The organism is Salinimonas sediminis (assembly GCF_003429285.1).
Taxonomy (GTDB): Bacteria; Pseudomonadota; Gammaproteobacteria; order Enterobacterales; family Alteromonadaceae; genus Alteromonas; species Alteromonas indica.
Map to the genome: position 1 here is coordinate 3,458,620 of NZ_CP031769.1, position 19,155 is coordinate 3,477,774.

The following is a 19,155-nucleotide window of genomic DNA, read 5'->3' on the forward strand; positions in this document are numbered from 1 at the left end:
TACTTTGCTTTTGCGGCTTTTTTATCTAGAGTCAAAAGCCAAGTAAAGACGTTGTAAAATCAAGGAATTTCCCATGCCTAACCCTATTCGTAAAGTTGTCGTTGCCGGTGGCGGGACCGCAGGATGGATGAGTGCCGCCCTGCTAAAAAAAGTATTGCCGCAGTTAGAGATTGAATTAGTTGAATCGCCGGATATCGGCACCATAGGTGTGGGTGAGGCAACTATCCCGCCCATTCAAACCTTCAATCAATTTCTTGGCCTGGATGAAAAGGCATTTTTACGTGAAACCCATGGCACGATTAAGCTGGCTATTGCGTTTGAGAACTGGCGGGTACCAGACGAAACTTACTATCATACCTTTGGCGCGCCCGGCGCCACCCTTGGTTTTTGCGGGTTTCAGCATTTTTGGCTCAGGGCCAAACAGGCAGGCCTTAGTCAGTCGCTCTGGGATTTCGACTTAAACTACTTAAGTTGTAAAGCTGGCAAATTTAATAAGATTCAGACTGACAACCCGGTTTATCAGATGGGTTACGCCTATCATTTCGATTCGTCCCTCTACGGCCAATTCCTGCGCCGCCTGGCCGAACAGGCTGGTGTAAAGCGTGTTGAAGGGACCATTGCGCACGTAGCCCAAAACGCCCAGACTGGGTTTATTGAAGCTCTGCAATTACAAGATGGGACGCAGCTTAAAGGCGATTTATTTATTGATTGTACCGGAATGCGTGGCTTGCTGCTGCAACAGGCACTGGGTGTCCCCTACGAGGACTGGTCACATTGGCTATGTGCTGATAGCGCCCTGGCGGTGCCGTCGCAGCGCCATGCTACCAGCGCCCCTTATACCCGCAGTATTGCTCACAAAGTTGGCTGGCAATGGCGGATCCCGCTAACCCATCGTAACGGCAATGGTATTGTGTATAGTTCCTCGTATATGGATGAAAGCACCGCGCACGATACACTTATGGGCAACCTGGACACTGAGGCGCTGGATACTCCCCGCACAATTCGTTTTAAAACCGGCCGAACCACGAGGCAGTGGGCAAAAAATGTGGTGGGTATAGGGCTTTCCAGCGGCTTTTTAGAGCCTTTAGAGTCAACCAGTATTCATCTTATCCAGTCTGGTATCGTCAGGTTACTTAAAATGTTCCCCAATCAGGGAATTAATCCTTCGGCGCAAACCCTGTACAATCAGGACTCCCAGCAGGAATATGAGACCATCCGTGATTTTATTATCCTGCATTACCATTTGAACGAGCGTACCGATTCGGATTTTTGGCAGGATATGCAACGCTTAACCTTACCGGACAGACTGGCGCAGAAAATTGCCGCGTTTAAAGATACCGCCACCGTATTTAATGAGCACAATGATATGTTCAGAGATGCCTCCTGGGTGCAAGTAATGATGGGTCAGGGAATTACACCTACCGGCTACCATCCCAGCGCTGATGAGCATTCAGACACCGCTATTCTGGATATTATGGGCAAAATTTACCACGCCAAGCAGCAGCCTCTTAGCCAGATGCTGAGCCATGATGATTTTCTCGCCCGTTTTACCACTGTAAAATGAGCCCGGCGTAATGACCCAGCCTCACCACATTATAATAGCCGGGGGCGGCACCGCAGGCTGGATGGCGGCAAATTTACTGGCCCACCAACTGGCTGCGCATCCGGTACGTATTACCTTGTTGGAATCTTCAGATATAGCCACCGTTGGCGTAGGTGAAGGCTCAACCCCCACATTAAAACAGTTTTTCCGCGAGCTGGGTATTACCGATGAGCAGTGGATGCCGGCCTGTCAGGCGACCTATAAGGTGGGTATAGAGTTTCGCGGCTGGAGCCCCCAATCGGGTATCGATAGCTATCGACACCCGTTTATTTCACAGTTAGACAGCTATAGCGAAAGGCCGTTTCAGGTGAATTGCCATACCCGCCGACTGGGGCTGGACGTTACCACCCGCCCTGACAAATTTTTGTTTAACAGTTACCTCGGCCAGGCAGGCTTTTCCCCCTCTACCCCGCCCAACTTTCCATTTAGAATTGAATATGGCTATCATTTTGATGCTGCCCTGCTAGGGGCGTTTTTAAAACAACATGCCCTGCATCAGGGCGTCGAGCATATTAACTGTACCATCGAGGCTGCGCAGACCCATCCTGACGGCAGCTTGAAAACCCTTATCGACACTAAGGGGCAGCGCCATAGCGCTGACATGTTTATCGATTGCACCGGCTTTCGCGGGTTACTACTGCAACAAACCTTAAAAGTGCCGTTTGAGCCTTTTGCTGCAAACCTGTTTAACAACAAAGCAGTGGTAATTGCCACAGCGGCCCCCGCAAGGCCGCAGGTAGAAACCCGGTCTACCGCGTTAAGTAGTGGCTGGGCGTGGCAGATACCTTTGCAGCATCGTACCGGTAACGGCTATGTATACAGCGATGATTATCTAAGCGCAGATGCAGCAGAAACCGAGCTTAGACAGCATCTTAGGGTGGTTGACGGCCAAGCCGAAGCCCGGCATCTATCCATGAAGGTAGGCCAGGTCAAACAACACTGGTTTAAGAACTGTCTGGCACTGGGATTGGCGCAGGGTTTTATCGAACCATTAGAGGCAACCGCATTGCACCTGGTGCAGTTGTCAATCAACGCGTTTTGTAAACATTATATAAAAGGTAATTTTACCCACCAGGAGGCTGACGCGTTTAACCAGTATATACGCGGACAGTTTGCTAATGTCCGTGACTACATTGTGGCGCACTATAAGCTTAACACCCGGCATGACTCTGCGTACTGGGTAGATAACCGTAACAATATGCAGTTATCAGAACCCTTACTGCAATTACTGGATACCTGGTACCGGGGCAAAGATCTCGCTGCTCACCTACAACAACGCCACCAGCACAGTCATTTCAACAGTACATCTTGGCACTGCCTGTTAGCAGGCTATGGGACCTTTCCGCCGTTAGCCGCCCAACAGCCGGGCGGCGCAGATATGTTTAGCGAGCATCAGCTGGCGACTTTTTTTGATGGCTGTCTGCTTAATTTTGGCCCGCCGCTGACCGCGTCGGTTGGTTAAGCAATGGAGCGTGGTCTGATGGCTGCAAGGCCAGACTATCCAACGCTGCAGCGGCGTAAAATAGGTCCAACTCCGCCTGCCGCTGGCTAACGTGGGCGCTGATGGCGTCCATTCGCGCTTTGATCAGTTTATTTTGACGTGCGTTTAAAACAAACATATCTGCGTCACCTGAATCAAACCGGGCTTGCTCGGCACGCTGTAAGCGTGCTGCCAACTCACTAGCTTGCTGGCGTAACGTCAGCACCCGGCGCGACTGCTCCCACCGTGCCACCGCGGCCTGAAACTGTTGCATTAACTGCTGTTGTAAATCCGTGATCTTAAACTCGGTCTGGCGTATTTTTGCTTGCTGAATTTGCTGTTCGGCCCGCCCTTTTCGGTTCCCTAAAGGATAGGAAAAATTTAACCCCAGCTTACTTTCGGTGCCATCAAGATTAGCAGGTCCGCTACCAATATCCCGCGCCACCGAAGCCTGTATATCTAAGGTTGGCAACAGAGTATTTTGGGCCAGCGTTAGCTGCGCCCGGCTGGTCTGCAAATCAGTCATCAGCACTTGTTGCAAAGGGTGTTTCGCTAATTGGCGCTGCAAATCACTTAACCGCGTAGCATTGATGAAAAAGGGCCATTGCTGACGCGTAGTGCCTGGTGCAGCCAGCGGCTCAGGCGTGTTTATATAATAATCGAGCTTGGCCTGAGTCATTGCTTGCAATTGCTGGGTATCCGCCTGTAACAGCTCTATTTCCAATGTATTGGAGCTGAATTCGTCCAACGTCATTTGGGCGGCGTCCCCCTGTTCTACACGACGTTGCAGCGCCTTTTCGCTCCCACTTAACGTTTTCATCATAGCCGCTAGCGCCTGCCGCTTTAATGAACTTTCATACCATTTAAGGTAAGTGCTGGTAGCCTGATAAAGCTGGTCATTTAATAACGCCCGATACCGCGCTTGCCACTGTTGCAAAGCATACCCTGCGGTGCGTAATCCGGTTCGCCGCTCATCAGTCTGGCGACCTTGCAATAAGGAAAATGCGATGCCCACACTGACTTCACCTGCAGAAAGTGTGTCGTATTGGGCTTCATAAACCGGGAAGCTGCCTTCCGCCAGCGCGTAACGGGTATAAAGCCGCGCGCCCATCTCGCTTAGCGGTTTACTAAGTTCAGTGGTCAGCACATTGCCATCGTAATACCCCGACACCCGACTACTGACCTTTTGGCTAAAATACGGGTCGAATTCGGCCTCTGCTTTGCGTATTTTCGCCTGTTGCTGCAAACCTTCCTCGCGCATAGCGGCCGTTTTGGGGTGCTGGCTAATCACCTGTTGCAGAATATCCTGTAACTGTAATCCCTCTGCCTGGACCGCCCCCGAGGCTAACACCCCGGCCAATATCGTTGCCTTTAGCCTATTCACTTTTCCCCCCCTGAACCTGTAACTCGCTGGCGGGTTTAGGCGGGAAGTTGTTTAACTGGCGCCATAATTCGTAGCCCAATCTGACTTCATCTAACAGAATCCAAGCCTTTACCCGGCTGCCAAAGCGTATCACCCGCTCATCGGGCCAGGGCAAGGCGGTTTCGTCGGGTTTTATCCACACAAAAAACTGACCGCTGGGATCGGCTACCGGCTCAACATACATGACCTGACCGGCAAATGTGCCCAACGATGCTTCTGGCCAGCCGCTAAACTGAAAGACGGGCCACCCGTCAAATTGCAAGCGAGCAGTATCACCAGCTTTAATTAACGGCGCGTCCATGCCATTCACGGCAATCCTCACCGTTCGTTCTACCCCGGTGGGTATAAATTGCCCTAATACATCGCCAGCTTTCACATAGGTTGAAGGCCCCCCAGCATACAGCCTGACCACGATGCCATCTGTGGGAGCAATTTTGGTTTGCGTACGCTGGCGAGATAACGCCATACTGGCGGTATTAATCTCGGACTGGCTTTTAGCCAGTTTGGCATTAAGCTCCTGCAACTTAATTTGCGCGGTTTCTACGGTTTTTGCCGACACTACGCCATCGCTTAACAGCGCTTGCTGACGTTGTAGATTATTCCTGGCATTACTTACCGCACTGATATTGGCCTGGTGCGCAGCATTCGCGGCATCTAGCTGACCTTGCAGCTTTTCTACTAGCTCTTCGTCAACGTCAATCAGGGTCACAATAGGGTCGCCCTTTTTTAACTGACTGCCTTCACGAACATGCCACTGTTTGATTTGGCCTGAGACCAACGCCGATATAGCCTGCGTTCGCTCTGCCGGGTTCAGCGAATCCACACTGCCCTGGCCCATAGCCGTTTGGGTCCAGGGCATAAACCACAGTAGCAGTGCAGTGAGTACAATACCGGTGCAAATAACGCCCCCGACAATGCGATGTACCCGGGGTAAGCCTATAGCGCTGGCCACGGGAATTTTTTGCAAATATCGTTGTTCATTGGTTTGCATCGGGTGCTTCCTGATTGCGCAATAACTCAATGGTCGCCATGTCGTTCAATTTCATGATGGCATCAAAGCAGTCGGGATCGGGGGCATTGGTAAAGTACAATACCGTAGCAGGCAGGCTTTCAATCCGCGACAGCATGCGTAAGCGCACTGCCTGCGGGATAGCATCAAAATGCTGGTTCAATATAATCACGGGTGATTGAGCCAATATCGCGGCCGCCAGCTTAAGCAATAAAAATTCCAGCGGTTGCAGCGGGCTCCCTAATGCCGAAAGGCGGCTATTAAGCCCCTCTGGTAGCGCCGTAATAACCTCGCTTAAACCTACCTCGTCCAATACCAGATGAATCTGGGCAAAGCCTGCTTCGGGGGCCGACATTAACAGATAGTCTTCAATCGTACACTCTACCACCAAAGATCGGTCGACAACCGCAACCGCCTGGCGCAATTCCAGCGCGTCGTAATCAAATACAGAATGATCACCTATAGTTACCATGCCGTGCTGGGGCTTATCGTAGCGCTTCAGCAAAGCAATAAGCTGACGTTGCAGCCAGCTTTTATCATTGTAGATGTAACATTTGGTACCTGCACTTAGTGTCAGGTTTACCACACAACTTTCATGTCGATGAGACAGCCTGACTTGTTCAAAACCCAACGCTGGCCCTACGGGAATGCGAAAACGGGTATCCAGACTGGGCTCTTGCGGAATATTCAGCGCCGAACTCAACTTTTCGGCAGCGCCGTACAACTCATAATATAACTTAAGGTACATAGAGAACCGGGCAATCCCAATGAACACCGCAGACATGATTAACTCAGCAGCGACCAGCTGGCCAATAGATAACTGTCCTAATACCACCAGGTATCCGCCCAACCCCAATAACAGCGCACTGGCTAACGCATAAATCAATAAAAACATAATGGACTGGGTAAAGGTATAACGAAAATGGCTACGATGAGCGCCCAGATAATTTTGAATATGTTCCTGGGTTTCTTTACCGGCATAGTCCAAATGGCGACTAGATTTAAAAAATTCATGGGCTGCGGCAGTGTCACTTAACCACTTAGCGGCATCATATTTGGTTTGTGACAACTTAATGGCTGAGGCTTTAGCTTTGGCTCCCCATATTTTCCACACAGCCAGCATGGCCAGTAAAATACAGGCGTTAAAGGCAAAAAACGCAGGATGATAAAAAGAGACCAGGGTAAAACCCACCAGCATTTGTAACACCACAGCAAAGCCGTCAATCATCAAAGAAGGAATATTCTTTTGCAGCGTCATGATGTCAAAATAGCGCTGAACAATAGTGGTATTGCGCCGTCCTTCAAAAAAGCTATGTGGAGCAAATAGGGTTTTTTGACTGAGTTGACTGGTTAACCTGGCATAGACCCTTCTTTCGTAATATTCCATAACCCGCATACGCAGTGCACTGAATACGGCGGAGACCAGCAAAATAATAAACAATACGCCAGCCAAAATAAGTACGGCCCGTGTTGAGCCGATATTGATTACGCTGTTGATGAGCGTTTGTACAGCCAGCGGCACCGCCAGGGTAAGCAAGCTTATTGCCACGCCGTACACCACTGCCGCGCCGAAAAATTGCCGATCTGGCTGCAACAGAGAAAACAGCATAGACCGGGTCTGCGCCAGATTAATATTACCCGCCATAAGGAAGCGCCCTGAATAATTGAATTAAGGCTAAGTCTAGCCTACCCTGATATAAGTACATAACTGATATTTTCTTACTAAATCATCGGAAAAAACTGTCTTTGAAGCAGCTTAATTATAATCATCTACATTACTTTTATATCGTCGCCCGCGAAGGTAGTATTGCCAGCGCCGCCCGGCAATTGCATGTTACCGCGCAAACCGTTAGCGGTCAGTTGGCTACATTCGAAGCCCAGCTCGGCCATCCTTTATTCGACCGGGTTGGTAAACGGTTGCATTTAAACCCTAAAGGCAAACGGGTATACCAGTATGCCGAAACAATATTTCACAATGGTATGCAACTGCTGGAAACACTCCGTAGTGACAACAGCGATGCCATTAGTGAATTTGTTATTGGCCTGACTGATGCTATCCCCAAAGTACTGGCATTTGATTTTATTCATGAAACGATGGCCGCCCACCCACAGGTGCGATTCGTATTTAAAGAAGAGCGTTTTGATACGCTGGTCAGTGAAATGGCGATTAACCATATCGACTTGGTGCTGGCTGATCGTGGGGTGGCCCCCGGGGCAGCCGTCAAGTTCAGCAGCCATACACTGGGCAAATCGGCGGTAAGCTTCTTTGCTGCGCCCGCCCTGGCCACCCGGTTAAAACCGGGCTTCCCCCATTCTCTGAATGGGCAGCCGTTATTGATGCCCGGCGTTCGTTCCGGCATTGCTATGGGTTTAATTAACTGGCTGGAAAGTGAGCAAATAGTGCCTTTGCAAATTGCTGATTTTGACGATAGTGCACTACTAAAATTATTTGGCGCTAAAGGCTTTGGCGTATTTTGCGCGCCAAGTTGTATTGCTGCCCACGTAGAACAACAATACCAGGTAGTGCATATCGGCCGCATCGATAGCCTCACCGAGCAATTCTTTGCCCTCACCCGCCAGTATCAAAGTGAACAACGCGTAGCCTGTGCCATTATCAATAGGGCCAGAAGCTTGTTGATTAGCGCCCGCTAATTATCCTGCCTGCTTGGTCAGTAAAATGGTCATAGCATGATTGAAGTGCCGCATCCATTCCGCACTAAATTGGCCTTTGGCCTGCCGGTTCATATCAATAACGGCTTCTTTTTTCGACATCGGCGGCTGTTTATTGTGGGCCCGAGAATGGGTAAGCGCGTCGTAAGTATCTAAAATTGCCAGCAAACGCGCCCCAGCACAAATATCGTCTTCTTTCAGGCCCAATGGATAACCGCTCCCGTCAGGCCGCTCGTGATGCTGCATCACAATTTTTCGAGCATGGTCCCATTGGTCAAGATGCTCTAACAAGCGGGCGCTTTTATAAACATGGGAACGCATTAAATTGAATTCGTTCTCAGTGTAGGGGTCCGTTTTATTAAGAATCGGCAACGGCATAAAAGCCATACCGAAGTCATGCACATAGCAGGCAACCGCCATCTGGTCATCGTCAATGGGGCTGCCGGCCAAATGGTTAATGTATAACGCCAGTTTGGCAATACGGTCACCCCGGCCTCCCCAGTAGTTGGAACGGTGCTCAATCGTTTTCATCATTTCGCGAAAAAACAACATATCCATGTGTTTTTCTGCACTGAGTTCTTTTGGAATGCCTGTATTAGCCAGAGTCGCGGGAGGTACGGATCCCCCGGAGGCATTTGCCTGCCCCTGCTTTTGTTGCAAGCTAATGTCTAAATCCGGATTAAGCAGCAATACCGCGTCTGCCAACAGCCGTTCATGATCAGTTTGATTAGTCGGCTGAACCTTGGATATAGCCATCACCAACTGACTGTGTAGCTCATCGTCATAGTCGGCGCTGCCCTTGTTCATGACATCCAGAACAAAGTTCTTAACCCGGTCCATAGTCAGTAGCACCAGGTCGCTCATGGTGCTGGTGTAATTTACTTCACCTTTACGCAGGTAATCCAGCAAGTCCTCTACGTGTTGCAACAAGGGGATCATCGGCCCGAAGTTGACTAGGCCCAGGTCGCCTTTTATGGTATGAATAGAGCGGAATAGCGCCCGCTGCAGTTCGTTATCTTCCGGTCTGAGCTCCAGTTCAATCAGTGTCTGCTCACTGGCTTCATACAGCTCATTGATTTCTTCCATCAGGTCAGTGAGGATATCTTCTTCTAATTCTTCAGGCACAAAAGTCTGCATGATTATTTACCGCGTGGAGGTAGTTAAGTGTTGTTCACCGGGATCGTCTATAAGGCTATCGGTTTTAACCGTGCGCATCTTTAGTTCTTTAGAGTAATATTAGACGATAAGACTGATCGGACATGTGAATCCTTCACATTATTCTATACTGCGCCGCAAATTTAGCAAAAGGATACTCTGTGCTCGCCATCATTCGCGTTCTAGCCTTATTAATCAGCTTTATTATAATAAACCTGGTTGTCTTTGTGGTATGTGTATGCCGCCCTTTTCACCGCAACAATGTTCATTTTGCCGGCAATGCTTATGCATGCATGGCGCCCATTCTTGGCCTGAAGGTTATAGTGCGTCCCTCGCCTGAGATAGATTTGAGCAAGGCCTACGTTTACATTGCCAATCATCAGAACACCTATGACATAGTAACAATATGCAAGGCCGCGATGCCTGGCGTGGTAACAGTGGGTAAAAAAAGCCTTAAATGGATTCCGGTGTTTGGCCTGATTTACTGGCTTTCCGGCAACATTATGATTGACCGCAAAAACAGCGGCCGGGCGCGCGATACCTTGACCTTGGCGGGTAAAAAAATTCGCCAGCGCAAGACCTCAGTCTGGGTATTTCCTGAAGGGACGCGTAGTAACGGCCGCGGTATCCTGCCGTTCAAATCAGGCGCCTTCAGACTAGCTAAAGCGGTGAACGAACCGGTGGTTATGGTGACCGCAAGTAATGTCCACAATAAAGTAAAATGGAACCGCTGGAATAATGGAGTGGTACTGGTAGAGCTTTCCGCTCCGCAAGCCCTTACCGAAGAAAAGAGTGTAAAAGGCTGGACCGACTACTTTCATCAGTCAATGCAACAAAAAGCCAGCGATTTGAATGCACAAGTCGCTGAACTGGAAAAAAAGCGATAAACTTAACCCAACACTTTTCTACCACGGTTGCCCATGAAACAAATAGACGAAAAAGCCGAATGGCATGCCTTTAATCAGGAAACCATAGATGCGCTGCTAGAAGATGGCAGTGAAGCTGATGCGCAATATACTATTGAGCATCACCTGGCCAGTAGTGACTTCGATCAGCTGGAAAAAGCCGCTGTTGATGCATTTAAAGCGGGCTTTGAAGTTAGTGATGCCGAAGAGCTTACGCTGGATGATGGCGGACTGGTATTTTGCTTTGATGCAGTAGTTGAGCGCAAATTAGAGCGTACGGCCTTGGATAAAGACGTAGAAAGCCTGCTGGTTATAGCAGATAAACACGATGTGCACTATGACGGCTGGGGCACGTACTTTATGCCACGCGACGGCGAAGAAGAAGAATACGACGAATTAGACGACTAGCGCGCTACCCACACCGCTAGCCTATCGGCCAAACCTGATCTGCCCTGTTTTTACAGGCGCACAGGAATGGCCGGTTTATTCCGCCCCAACTAATCCCCGGGGGCATCATATCCTGCAGTCCTGCCAGACAGGCGTTTTTTGTGATATCCAATAAGCATACCGTACGTTATCTACATTAAGTTTGGTTTCAGCTATTGTTCAGCTTGGTCAGCGCACACTGCCCCTCTATACATTTTATCGGGAATAACTTATGACCGCATACCACGTTTTTTTTACCATGGTAATGATTATAGCTGGCGGGTTTCACTCTGTTACGGCAGCCGAAAACAGCCCCGACGTAAAGGTAATTGAAAGCCAATTCGACCAGCCGTTACCCGCCCCCGCGACCACCAAAAGCCAACAGGCGCTGCCGCATAACACCACCTCAAAGCGCTCGTTGTCGTCTTTTTCTGCAAAAGGTAAATTCGCATTAAGTCATCAGGACGAACCTGATTACTGGGTATTTGATGCCTGGAGCGAGCTGTACAACGATGATGACTATGATGGCTATTATTCGTCGTTGCGCTTAAGTGTTGATGTAGACAGTGTTTATACACAAGCGCCAGTCTATCTGGTGATATACCTGGGTGACGAAACCGAATACAACTCGGTGCATGTATCATCGGTATTTACTGTGTATGGCGATGATAGCAACGATTATCTGGTTATGGATATTGCGCTGGTCACCGGCTTCAGACCTTACGATTATGATGTTTTGGTTGAAGTATATGATGCCAGTACCGATGCGCTGCTGACCTATAGTGATGCGCTGGATGATGCAGATTTGAGCTACCTGAGCCTGGAAAGTGCTGATTACGATCGCGAGCAGGGCGAAACGGTTGTGGTAGTAGAAGAGCATGGCGGCAGTACCGGGGTCTTTTCCCTTTTGGCCCTTAGTGCTCTGGCCGTAGTAAGAATACGAAAACGGATAAAAAAAAGCGGCTAAGCCGATAAAGTTTATTGGTAGAGAGCGCCATTCAATGCCACAATAAAGCTATTGATATACCAACACATTACCAAATTCTTATGGACAAAAGCGCAGTAACTGCCCCGCGCAGGCGCTTTTTGAAAGGGGCCGCCGCTGGTATTTTTACCGCTGGAGTCGCCCCCTTTTCAATTGGCAGGGAAAAACCCTTAGTCAGGGTAATGGGCACTCATGTGACCCTGCAGGAAGAACTGCGCCAGCGCGCCATGCAGGATTTGGGCATTCGGTTACAGTTTGAGCCCAACGGTTCGGCGGCTATCTTGCAAAAAGCGGCCATGAACCCCGATAGCTTTGACTTGTATGAGCAGTGGTCCAACAGTATCAATCTATTATGGCGCTCCAACGCTATTGCGCCTATCGATGTGAAGCGTTTGCATTACTGGGATGAAATTAACAGCCTCAGCAAAACCGGCAAGATCACGCCCCAGGCTAAACTGGGCGCAGGCGACGCTCCGCATCGCATTTTGAATGTCCAGCCAGACGATACGCTTGGTGCTTCCCCTACCGGATTTATCAGTTTTTTACCTTACGTGCACAATGTCGATTCATTTGGCTACAACCTGCATACGCTGGATCCCTCGTTAAAGCAGGAACCGGAAAGCTGGGGCTGGCTGCTTGACTCAAGGTTTTCCGGCAAGGTGGCCATCATTAATGATCCCACTATCGGATTATTTGACCTGGCGCTGGCAGCTCAGGCTAAAGGATTCCTTGATTTTGCCGATATCGGGGCCATTACCCGGCCGGAAATGGACGAACTCTTTTCCGTTCTTATCGAACTTAAACAGTTGCAACACTTCACCGGGTTCTGGACATCTGTGCCTGAGTCAGTGCAGTTTATGCGTAATCAGCGGGCCACCATAGAAAGTATGTTTTCGCCCGCCGCCTACACCTTAAATGGTGAAAATGTACCCGTTCAGTTTGCAGCGCCCCAGGAAGGTTACCGGGGCTGGCATGGTGTAATGTGTTTATCGGCCCTCACCAAAGGGCGCGTTAAAGACGCCGCGTATGATTATATGAACTGGTGGTTGTCTGGCTGGCCCGGTGCGTATATTGCGCGCCAGGGGTATTACATTTCCAATCCACAACGCTCCGCTCAATATCTTAGCGAAGCCGAGTGGAACTATTGGTATAAGGGCTTACCTGCCTCGGAACCTTTAAAAGGCACAGACGGCAATATATCAGTTAACCGCGGCGACCAGCGCACCGGAGGCAGTTATGAGAATCGTTTCTCCAATGTGGCGGTGTGGAACACCGTAATGCCTACTTATGAATATAGCCTGCAAAAATGGTATGAGTTTATTACCTCTTAAACAGGGAGTGTCGTTTCTTTTTTATGTTTTCTTCTATTCGTACACAATTGATTCTGGTGCTATTGGCGCTGGTTGGCCTGCTTCTTCTGCAAGGGGTAATAGCGCGTGCCAATCAAGCGGCGCTGGCAGATGGCATCAATGCCTCAGGGCAGGCAGTTATTGATGTGGGGCTGGTAGGGGCGTTAGAAAGAGACGTATTGGATTTACAACGCAATGTACTGATATTTAAAGAAACCGCCAGCCAATCAGCGGTTACCCGTTTTGAGCGGCTGATGCGCTCAATAGAACAAAAGCTCGATACGCTCGACCAATCCAGGCTTACCCACCAACCTGCATACCAGGCTGACGATACTTTGCTGCGTATGCGTAACCACCTGTTAAGTTATCAAGCTAACTTTAAAGACGTGGTAGCCGCCCGTAAAGAACGTGACCAGCTTCTTAGTACCGGCAAACTGTTTGATAGCTTTGATATAAGCCAGTATTTGGAGGGCCCAGGCCAGGCTAGGTTGTCGGCGGAACTCACCCATGAAATTAACTACCATGTAAGCCGCGCTGAAGCATCTGCATTACAGTACTTACTGGTACCTGATAGCCAGTATATTGAAGCATTTAACCGAGCCATCACTGCTGCGCAACAAAGCTTGGCGCTGCAAAACAGTACCCGTTTTAGCGCCCTATCTGCTCACCTTGCGCAACTTGAAGAGCGCTTTTTCCGGCTGACCCGCATTATTCAGGGAAATCTCTTTTTGGTGAATGTGGTAATGGCCGGTTCGGCAAACGAATTTCTATATTTAAGCGGCGAATTATCGACGCAGGTAAATCAGCAATACAATACGATTAAACAGCAATCGCACCAAAGCGCCATTGAAGCGCAGCGTAACGTAGAATTAGCTTCGCTGTTTGCCATACTGCTGGCGGTGGTAGCGGCCATATTTACTTTTTCACGTATTCTGGGGCCAATCCAACTTATCACCGATGTGTTTCGTAAACTGGCTGATGGCCGTAAAATTGGCAGCGTGCCCGGGCTTGAGCGCCAGGATGAAATTGGCCAGTTGGCAGAATCGGCCAAAGTGTTTAGCGATAAAAACCAGCAAACACAACAGTTGCTTAAAAATGCTCAGGAGCTGAATTCACAGCAGGAAGTGCTTAACCGGGAGTTGGTAGATTCAAAGTTACGCGCCGAACAGGCTACCGCGTCCAAAAGTATTTTTCTGGCCAATATGAGCCATGAAATCCGCACCCCGATGAACGGTATTATTGGCCTGATTGATCTTGCGCAAAAACAACCGATGTCCTCTATTTTAAAAGGGTATTTGGAAAAAGCGGCATATTCCAGCCAAATATTAATGACCGTTATCAACGATATTCTGGATTTTTCGAAAATAGAAGCTGGTAAGCTTGAGCTGGAAGAAATCAGTTTTTCGCTGCATTCGGTATTTGATAATTTGCTGGCAGTAATTGCCTTACGTGCGCAGGAAAAAAACCTTAGCGTGCGGCTAACGGTTTCGCCCGATTTACCCACCCGGGTCATTGGCGATCCGCTACGGTTATCTCAGATATTACTTAACCTGTGTACCAACGCCGTCAAGTTTACTGAACAAGGTGAAATCGCCATTCATTTTGACGCTGAGATGAATGACAAAGGCAATCGTATCGCTTTACTGGTTGAAGTGAAAGACACGGGTATCGGCATGACCGAGGACCAGTTAGCTAAAATATTTAAACCGTTCACCCAGGCCGATGAAGCGACCAATCGCAAGTATGGCGGCTCAGGGCTAGGTTTAACCATAGTCCAACAGCTGACCGAACTAATGGGCGGCGAACTGGCTGCAAGCTCAACGCTGGGGTCCGGCTCCACCTTTCATATAACCGTACCACTTCGAACCTTTAAAAACCAACCCGGTATGTTGCGCCAGTTGCCGGCATTGCCGTTCACCAGCCAATATTATTCCAATCATCCGTTACTCAACGATGAGTATTTGTCGGTATTGGCTATCCCCTCCATGCCGGCGCCACTTGAAGCGCTGAGCCAGGATATCGGCGCGCCTGAATGCATGGTAATTGATATTGAAAATTACACCACCTTCCGCGCGCTGCTCCCGCGTTTGCTGGAGTTTAGTAGCCGCGGGATTCAAATTGGTGTGGTGGTCAATACGCAAACCGGCCAGTTGGTAGAAAAAATGATGTCGTTATGGCCTCATGCGTTACTGGTACACCCCTTTACCCCCATGCAATTTAAACATTTTGTGTTAACGCTAGCCGGCGAAACGATACAAGGCGAAGCGCTTGGTGAAGAAAGTGAACTCAAAACGGATATGCTGGAAGCCCATGTGCTACTGGTGGAAGATAACAACATCAACCAGCTGGTAACCGGTGAAATGCTGACCTCCCTGGGCATTACCTACGACATCGCCGAAGACGGCCAGCAGGCGGTAACCAAAATAGATAACGCCCCGCAGTACGATCTGATTCTGATGGATGTACAAATGCCGGTAATGGATGGCTATGAAGCCACAACGGCGCTTCGCGATAAAGGTTATACCGCACTGCCCATAATCGGGTTGTCGGCTAATGCGATGAAAGAAGACAAGTCATTGGCGCTGGCAGCGGGTATGGATAACTACCTGACTAAGCCGATAAAACGCGATGCCCTGGCTGCCATGTTGAAACGCTATCTGAAGATGTCTGCCTAGAGGGGCAAGGTCATATGCTGGTTGCAAACCCTCCCCTGAAGATAGATTTGCAACGTGCGAAATACCTACGCCGATTCGCGAACTGCCATGGTGACCTCTGCGCTGCACGCCATACTCCTGCTTACTTGGTGAACCGCACAGTTATTTACCTCAGGGGCGCTCTATCTCTTCGCAGGTGTTTTAAACGTCGCCTTTTTGCTGTGCTAATTATCCACTTTACCCACAGGCTACAGCGAACAAATGGGCTGCAAACATAGGGGTAAACCTCTATGCTATGTCCCGGCTTTTATTAATAAGATGAGGGTGATAAACGGTGAACATGTTACATCGTACTGTATTTGCTTTTTTATGTCGCTGGCGTTAAGCAGCATCATGTCTGCCTGGGTCACCTTTATAAATCTCGGGGTGACCAGCAGTTTTATCGCTAACTGGCTACATGCCTGGATTTTAGCCTGGCCGGCGGCGGGTATTTGTGCGTTTTTATTCGGCCCGATGGTACACAAAATCACCGCGGTGGTGGTAGCACGAATTTCTGGTGAGCAGCGCGCGTGACAAAAAAAAGCTCCATCTTGATAGATGGAGCTTTTATGATTGTTTACGCATCAGCTTTTTAATGGCCTTGCCTTAGGATCAGCTGGGCCTACCGGGACTTAAAGTGCACTGATTGTCTCGAATTGCTCTTTTAGTTTTGCCAGCTGTTTTTCGCCTTCATCCAGTTTCCCACGTTCTTTTTCAATCACCGCGTCTGGGGCGTTGCTTACAAACTTATCGTTATTCAGTTTACCGCGGGTCCGGCTGACATCCTTTTCGACTTTTTCCATAGCACGGCTGATTCTTGACAACTCAGCGTCTTTGTCAATGAGCCCGGCCATAGGAATCATAATCTCCATATCCCCTACCAGTGCAGTGGCACTGGCTGGCGCCTGCTCGCCAGCATTAAGTACAGTAATACTTTCAAGCCTGGCTAGCCGGTCGATAAACGGTTGGGCGGCCTTCATTCGACGGCTGTCCTGTTCACTGACGTTACGAAGTAATGCATTAAGTGGCTTATTTGGGGAAATATCCATTTCACCGCGAATATTACGAATACCCACAATAAAGCGTTTTACCCACTCGATATCGCTCAATACCTGTTGGTCTTGCAAGCTGGTATCTTGTGCCGGGAACGGTTGCACCATGATGCTTTGCTGTGCAGCTTCATTCACGGCGGCGGTGGTGACACTATGGCCTGACGTGCCCACCATACTCAGCGGTGCCACTTTCTGCCAAATTTCTTCGGTAATAAAGGGCATAAACGGATGCAATAACCGCAGGGTACTTTCCAATACATTAATTAGTGTATGGCGGGTACCCCGTTTTTGCGCCTGTGTACTGGCATCAGAATTCAATACTGGCTTAGTCAGCTCCAGATACCAGTCACACAACTGGTTCCAGGTAAATTCATACGCCACCTGCGCAGCAATATCAAAACGATAGTCTGCTAATGCTGCTTCAAATTCTTTAAGGGTTTGCTGGAATTGCGCCAAAATCCATCGGTCGGCCAGGCTCAATTCCATATCTCCACCCTCACGGCCAGTGTCCGCGTCTTCGGTGTTCATCAGCACAAAGCGCGACGCATTCCATATTTTATTACAGAAGTTGCGATAGCCTTCAACCCGGTTCATATCGAAGCTGATATCCCGACTGGTAGATGCCATTGCCGCAAAGGTAAAGCGCAAAGCGTCGGTACCGTAGGCTTGAATGCCATCGGGGAACTGCTTACGGGTGCGTTTAGCAATTTTTTCCGCCAGTTGTGGCTGCATCATACCTGAGGTACGTTTGCTCACCAGCGCCTCAATATCAATCCCATCAATTAAATCGATAGGATCCAGCACATTGCCTTTCGATTTCGACATTTTGTCGCCATTTTCATCCCGAATAAGGCCGGTGATGTAGATATCTTTGAACGGAATTTTGCCAGTGAATTTTTTGGTCATCATGATCATTCTGGCAACCCAGAAGAAAATAATGTCAAACCCGGTGACCAATACAGAAGATGGCAAAAAGGTTTCCAGCTCAGTGGTATCGTTAGGCCAACCCATTGTAGCAAACGGCCATAGTGCAGAAGAGAACCAGGTATCCAGTACATCTTCATCCTGGCGTAAGGTAATATCCGCCGCCAAGTTATGCTTAGCACGCACTTCAGCTTCAGTACGCCCTACATAAATATTTTCCTGTTCGTCATACCAGGCAGGTATACGGTGGCCCCACCATAGCTGTCGGGAAATACACCAATCCTGGATATTATGCATCCACTGATAATAGGTTTTGTTCCAGTTCTCAGGTACAAACCTGATTTCACCGGATTCCACAGCATCGATGGCTGGCTTGGCTAAAGATTCAACCGCAACGTACCATTGGTCGGTTAAAAACGGTTCGATAACCGCACCGGTACGATCACCCCGCGGAACCTTAAGTTTATGGTCTTCAATTTTTACCAGGTGGCCCGACGCCTCAAGGTCGCTAACAATTTGTTTGCGCGCATCGAAACGGTCCAGGCCACGATAGGCCTGCGGTGCTTCATCATTAATTTTGGCATCAGCGGTAAGGATATTGATAACCGGCAGGGCGTGGCGTTTACCCATGTCGTAATCGTTAAAGTCATGCGCTGGCGTGATTTTGACACAGCCCGTGCCAAACTCAGGATCCACATAGTCATCTGCGATAACGGGGATCAAACGCCCTGTAATAGGCAGTTTAATGTCTTTGCCAATCAGGTGTTGATAGCGCTCATCTTCCGGGTGTACAGCTACGGCCGTATCGCCAAGCATTGTTTCAGGGCGGGTAGTAGCCACTACCAGCTCGCCACTGCCATCTGCCAGAGGATAGCGCATATGCCACATATGGCCGGCTTCTTCTTCGTTTAATACTTCAAGATCAGATACCGCAGTGTGCAATACCGGATCCCAGTTAACTAAACGTTTGCCACGGTATATCAAGCCTTCTTCGTGTAATTTAACAAAGACCTCGGTGACCGCTTCAGAGCGCTCGTCATCCATGGTAAAAACTTCACGGTCCCAATCAGGTGAGGTACCTAAACGACGCATTTGCTGAGTAATGGTGCCGCCGCTTTGAGCTTTCCATTCCCAGATTTTTTCTACAAAGGCTTCGCGGCCTAAGTCATGGCGGGTTTTGCCTTGTGCATTAAGCTGACGCTCCACCACCATTTGCGTCGCGATACCGGCATGATCAGTTCCCACCTGCCATAAGGTGTTGTCGCCTTTCATGCGATGATAGCGTGTTAATGCATCCATAATGGTTTGCTGAAAACCATGTCCCATATGCAGGCTGCCGGTCACATTAGGGGGCGGCAACAAGATGCTATAAGGGTCTCCGTGCCCGGACGCTTTGAACATACCGGAAGTTTCCCACTTCTGATAACACTGCTGTTCAATGGATTTCGGTTCGAAGGTTTTGTCCATACTTACTCTCAATA

At 49.2% G+C, this 19,155-nt stretch carries 14 protein-coding genes; 9 read left to right on the plus strand and 5 right to left on the minus strand.

Annotated elements, in window-relative coordinates:
* Nucleotides 1-73: 73 nt before the first annotated feature.
* Both D0Y50_RS15220 and D0Y50_RS15225 read left to right on the plus strand, forming a co-directional pair.
* Nucleotides 74-1,564, plus strand: a complete 1,491-nt coding sequence (locus tag D0Y50_RS15220; RefSeq protein ID WP_117317757.1) for a tryptophan halogenase family protein — start codon at nucleotides 74-76, stop codon at nucleotides 1,562-1,564.
* A 10-nt stretch (nucleotides 1,565-1,574) separates the two neighbouring features.
* Complete coding sequence (locus D0Y50_RS15225) at nucleotides 1,575-3,065, plus strand: tryptophan halogenase family protein (RefSeq protein WP_117317759.1); 1,491 nt, start codon at nucleotides 1,575-1,577, stop codon at nucleotides 3,063-3,065.
* Here the strand turns inward: D0Y50_RS15225 and D0Y50_RS15230 are convergent.
* From D0Y50_RS15230 to D0Y50_RS15240, 3 genes are read right to left on the minus strand one after another with little or no spacing between them, the layout of a single operon-like run.
* Nucleotides 3,028-4,467, minus strand: a complete 1,440-nt coding sequence (locus D0Y50_RS15230) for a TolC family protein (protein ID WP_147318251.1) — start codon at nucleotides 4,465-4,467, stop codon at nucleotides 3,028-3,030. The genes D0Y50_RS15225 and D0Y50_RS15230 overlap by 38 nt on opposite strands.
* Nucleotides 4,460-5,497, minus strand: coding sequence for an efflux RND transporter periplasmic adaptor subunit (locus D0Y50_RS15235; protein WP_108567429.1), 1,038 nt, complete (start codon nucleotides 5,495-5,497; stop codon nucleotides 4,460-4,462). The genes D0Y50_RS15230 and D0Y50_RS15235 overlap by 8 nt, the downstream gene beginning before the upstream one ends.
* Nucleotides 5,484-7,160: an ABC transporter transmembrane domain-containing protein gene (locus tag D0Y50_RS15240; protein ID WP_117317763.1), complete on the minus strand. Its 1,677-nt coding sequence runs from the start codon at nucleotides 7,158-7,160 to the stop codon at nucleotides 5,484-5,486. Before D0Y50_RS15240 ends, D0Y50_RS15235 begins: the two co-directional genes overlap by 14 nt.
* A 101-nt stretch (nucleotides 7,161-7,261) precedes the next feature.
* Here D0Y50_RS15240 and D0Y50_RS15245 point away from each other — a divergent pair, with 101 nt between their 5' ends.
* A complete protein-coding gene (locus tag D0Y50_RS15245) occupies nucleotides 7,262-8,167 on the plus strand; it encodes a LysR family transcriptional regulator (protein ID WP_117317765.1) in 906 nt (301 codons plus the stop codon).
* On the opposite strand, the gene D0Y50_RS15250 is transcribed toward D0Y50_RS15245, so the two are convergent.
* On the minus strand, nucleotides 8,168-9,322 hold the full coding sequence (locus tag D0Y50_RS15250) for an HD domain-containing phosphohydrolase (protein WP_117317767.1): 1,155 nt from the start codon (nucleotides 9,320-9,322) through the stop codon (nucleotides 8,168-8,170).
* A gap of 179 nt (nucleotides 9,323-9,501) precedes the next feature.
* On the opposite strand from D0Y50_RS15250, the gene D0Y50_RS15255 reads away from it, so the two are divergent.
* From D0Y50_RS15255 to D0Y50_RS15280, 6 genes are all read left to right on the plus strand, one after another.
* A complete protein-coding gene (locus D0Y50_RS15255) occupies nucleotides 9,502-10,227 on the plus strand; it encodes a 1-acylglycerol-3-phosphate O-acyltransferase (protein ID WP_108567425.1) in 726 nt (241 codons plus the stop codon).
* A gap of 33 nt (nucleotides 10,228-10,260) precedes the next feature.
* Complete coding sequence (gene rraB, locus D0Y50_RS15260; protein ID WP_108567424.1) at nucleotides 10,261-10,653, plus strand: ribonuclease E inhibitor RraB; 393 nt, start codon at nucleotides 10,261-10,263, stop codon at nucleotides 10,651-10,653.
* Nucleotides 10,654-10,903: 250 nt separating this feature from the next.
* A complete protein-coding gene (locus D0Y50_RS15265; protein WP_117317769.1) occupies nucleotides 10,904-11,638 on the plus strand; it encodes a choice-of-anchor H family protein in 735 nt (244 codons plus the stop codon).
* A gap of 80 nt (nucleotides 11,639-11,718) precedes the next feature.
* Nucleotides 11,719-12,987, plus strand: a complete 1,269-nt coding sequence (locus tag D0Y50_RS15270; RefSeq protein WP_108567422.1) for an ABC transporter substrate-binding protein — start codon at nucleotides 11,719-11,721, stop codon at nucleotides 12,985-12,987.
* Nucleotides 12,988-13,010: 23 nt separating this feature from the next.
* Nucleotides 13,011-15,680 carry a hybrid sensor histidine kinase/response regulator gene (locus D0Y50_RS15275; RefSeq protein ID WP_117317772.1) on the plus strand — a complete coding sequence of 890 codons (2,670 nt, stop codon included), beginning with the start codon at nucleotides 13,011-13,013 and terminating at the stop codon, nucleotides 15,678-15,680.
* A gap of 372 nt (nucleotides 15,681-16,052) precedes the next feature.
* Nucleotides 16,053-16,232, plus strand: a complete 180-nt coding sequence (locus tag D0Y50_RS15280; RefSeq protein WP_232366278.1) for a DUF2798 domain-containing protein — start codon at nucleotides 16,053-16,055, stop codon at nucleotides 16,230-16,232.
* Between the two features lie 98 nt (nucleotides 16,233-16,330).
* Here the strand turns inward: D0Y50_RS15280 and D0Y50_RS15285 are convergent, their stop codons facing one another.
* Nucleotides 16,331-19,141 carry a valine--tRNA ligase gene (locus tag D0Y50_RS15285; RefSeq protein ID WP_117317778.1) on the minus strand — a complete coding sequence of 937 codons (2,811 nt, stop codon included), beginning with the start codon at nucleotides 19,139-19,141 and terminating at the stop codon, nucleotides 16,331-16,333.
* Nucleotides 19,142-19,155 lie beyond the last annotated feature (14 nt).

Bases quoted from the DNA above. Each gene is read 5' to 3' on its own strand.
- rraB (WP_108567424.1), top strand. From the start codon at position 10,261: ATGAAACAAATAGACGAAAAAGCCGAATGGCATGCCTTTAATCAGGAA.
- D0Y50_RS15275 (WP_117317772.1), top strand. From the start codon at position 13,011: ATGTTTTCTTCTATTCGTACACAATTGATTCTGGTGCTATTGGCGCTG.
- D0Y50_RS15250 (WP_117317767.1), bottom strand. From the start codon at position 9,322: ATGCAGACTTTTGTGCCTGAAGAATTAGAAGAAGATATCCTCACTGAC.
- D0Y50_RS15265 (WP_117317769.1), top strand. From the start codon at position 10,904: ATGACCGCATACCACGTTTTTTTTACCATGGTAATGATTATAGCTGGC.
- D0Y50_RS15220 (WP_117317757.1), top strand. From the start codon at position 74: ATGCCTAACCCTATTCGTAAAGTTGTCGTTGCCGGTGGCGGGACCGCA.
- D0Y50_RS15240 (WP_117317763.1), bottom strand. From the start codon at position 7,160: ATGGCGGGTAATATTAATCTGGCGCAGACCCGGTCTATGCTGTTTTCT.
- D0Y50_RS15225 (WP_117317759.1), top strand. From the start codon at position 1,575: ATGACCCAGCCTCACCACATTATAATAGCCGGGGGCGGCACCGCAGGC.
- D0Y50_RS15270 (WP_108567422.1), top strand. From the start codon at position 11,719: ATGGACAAAAGCGCAGTAACTGCCCCGCGCAGGCGCTTTTTGAAAGGG.
- D0Y50_RS15280 (WP_232366278.1), top strand. From the start codon at position 16,053: ATGTCTGCCTGGGTCACCTTTATAAATCTCGGGGTGACCAGCAGTTTT.
- D0Y50_RS15235 (WP_108567429.1), bottom strand. From the start codon at position 5,497: ATGCAAACCAATGAACAACGATATTTGCAAAAAATTCCCGTGGCCAGC.
- D0Y50_RS15285 (WP_117317778.1), bottom strand. From the start codon at position 19,141: ATGGACAAAACCTTCGAACCGAAATCCATTGAACAGCAGTGTTATCAG.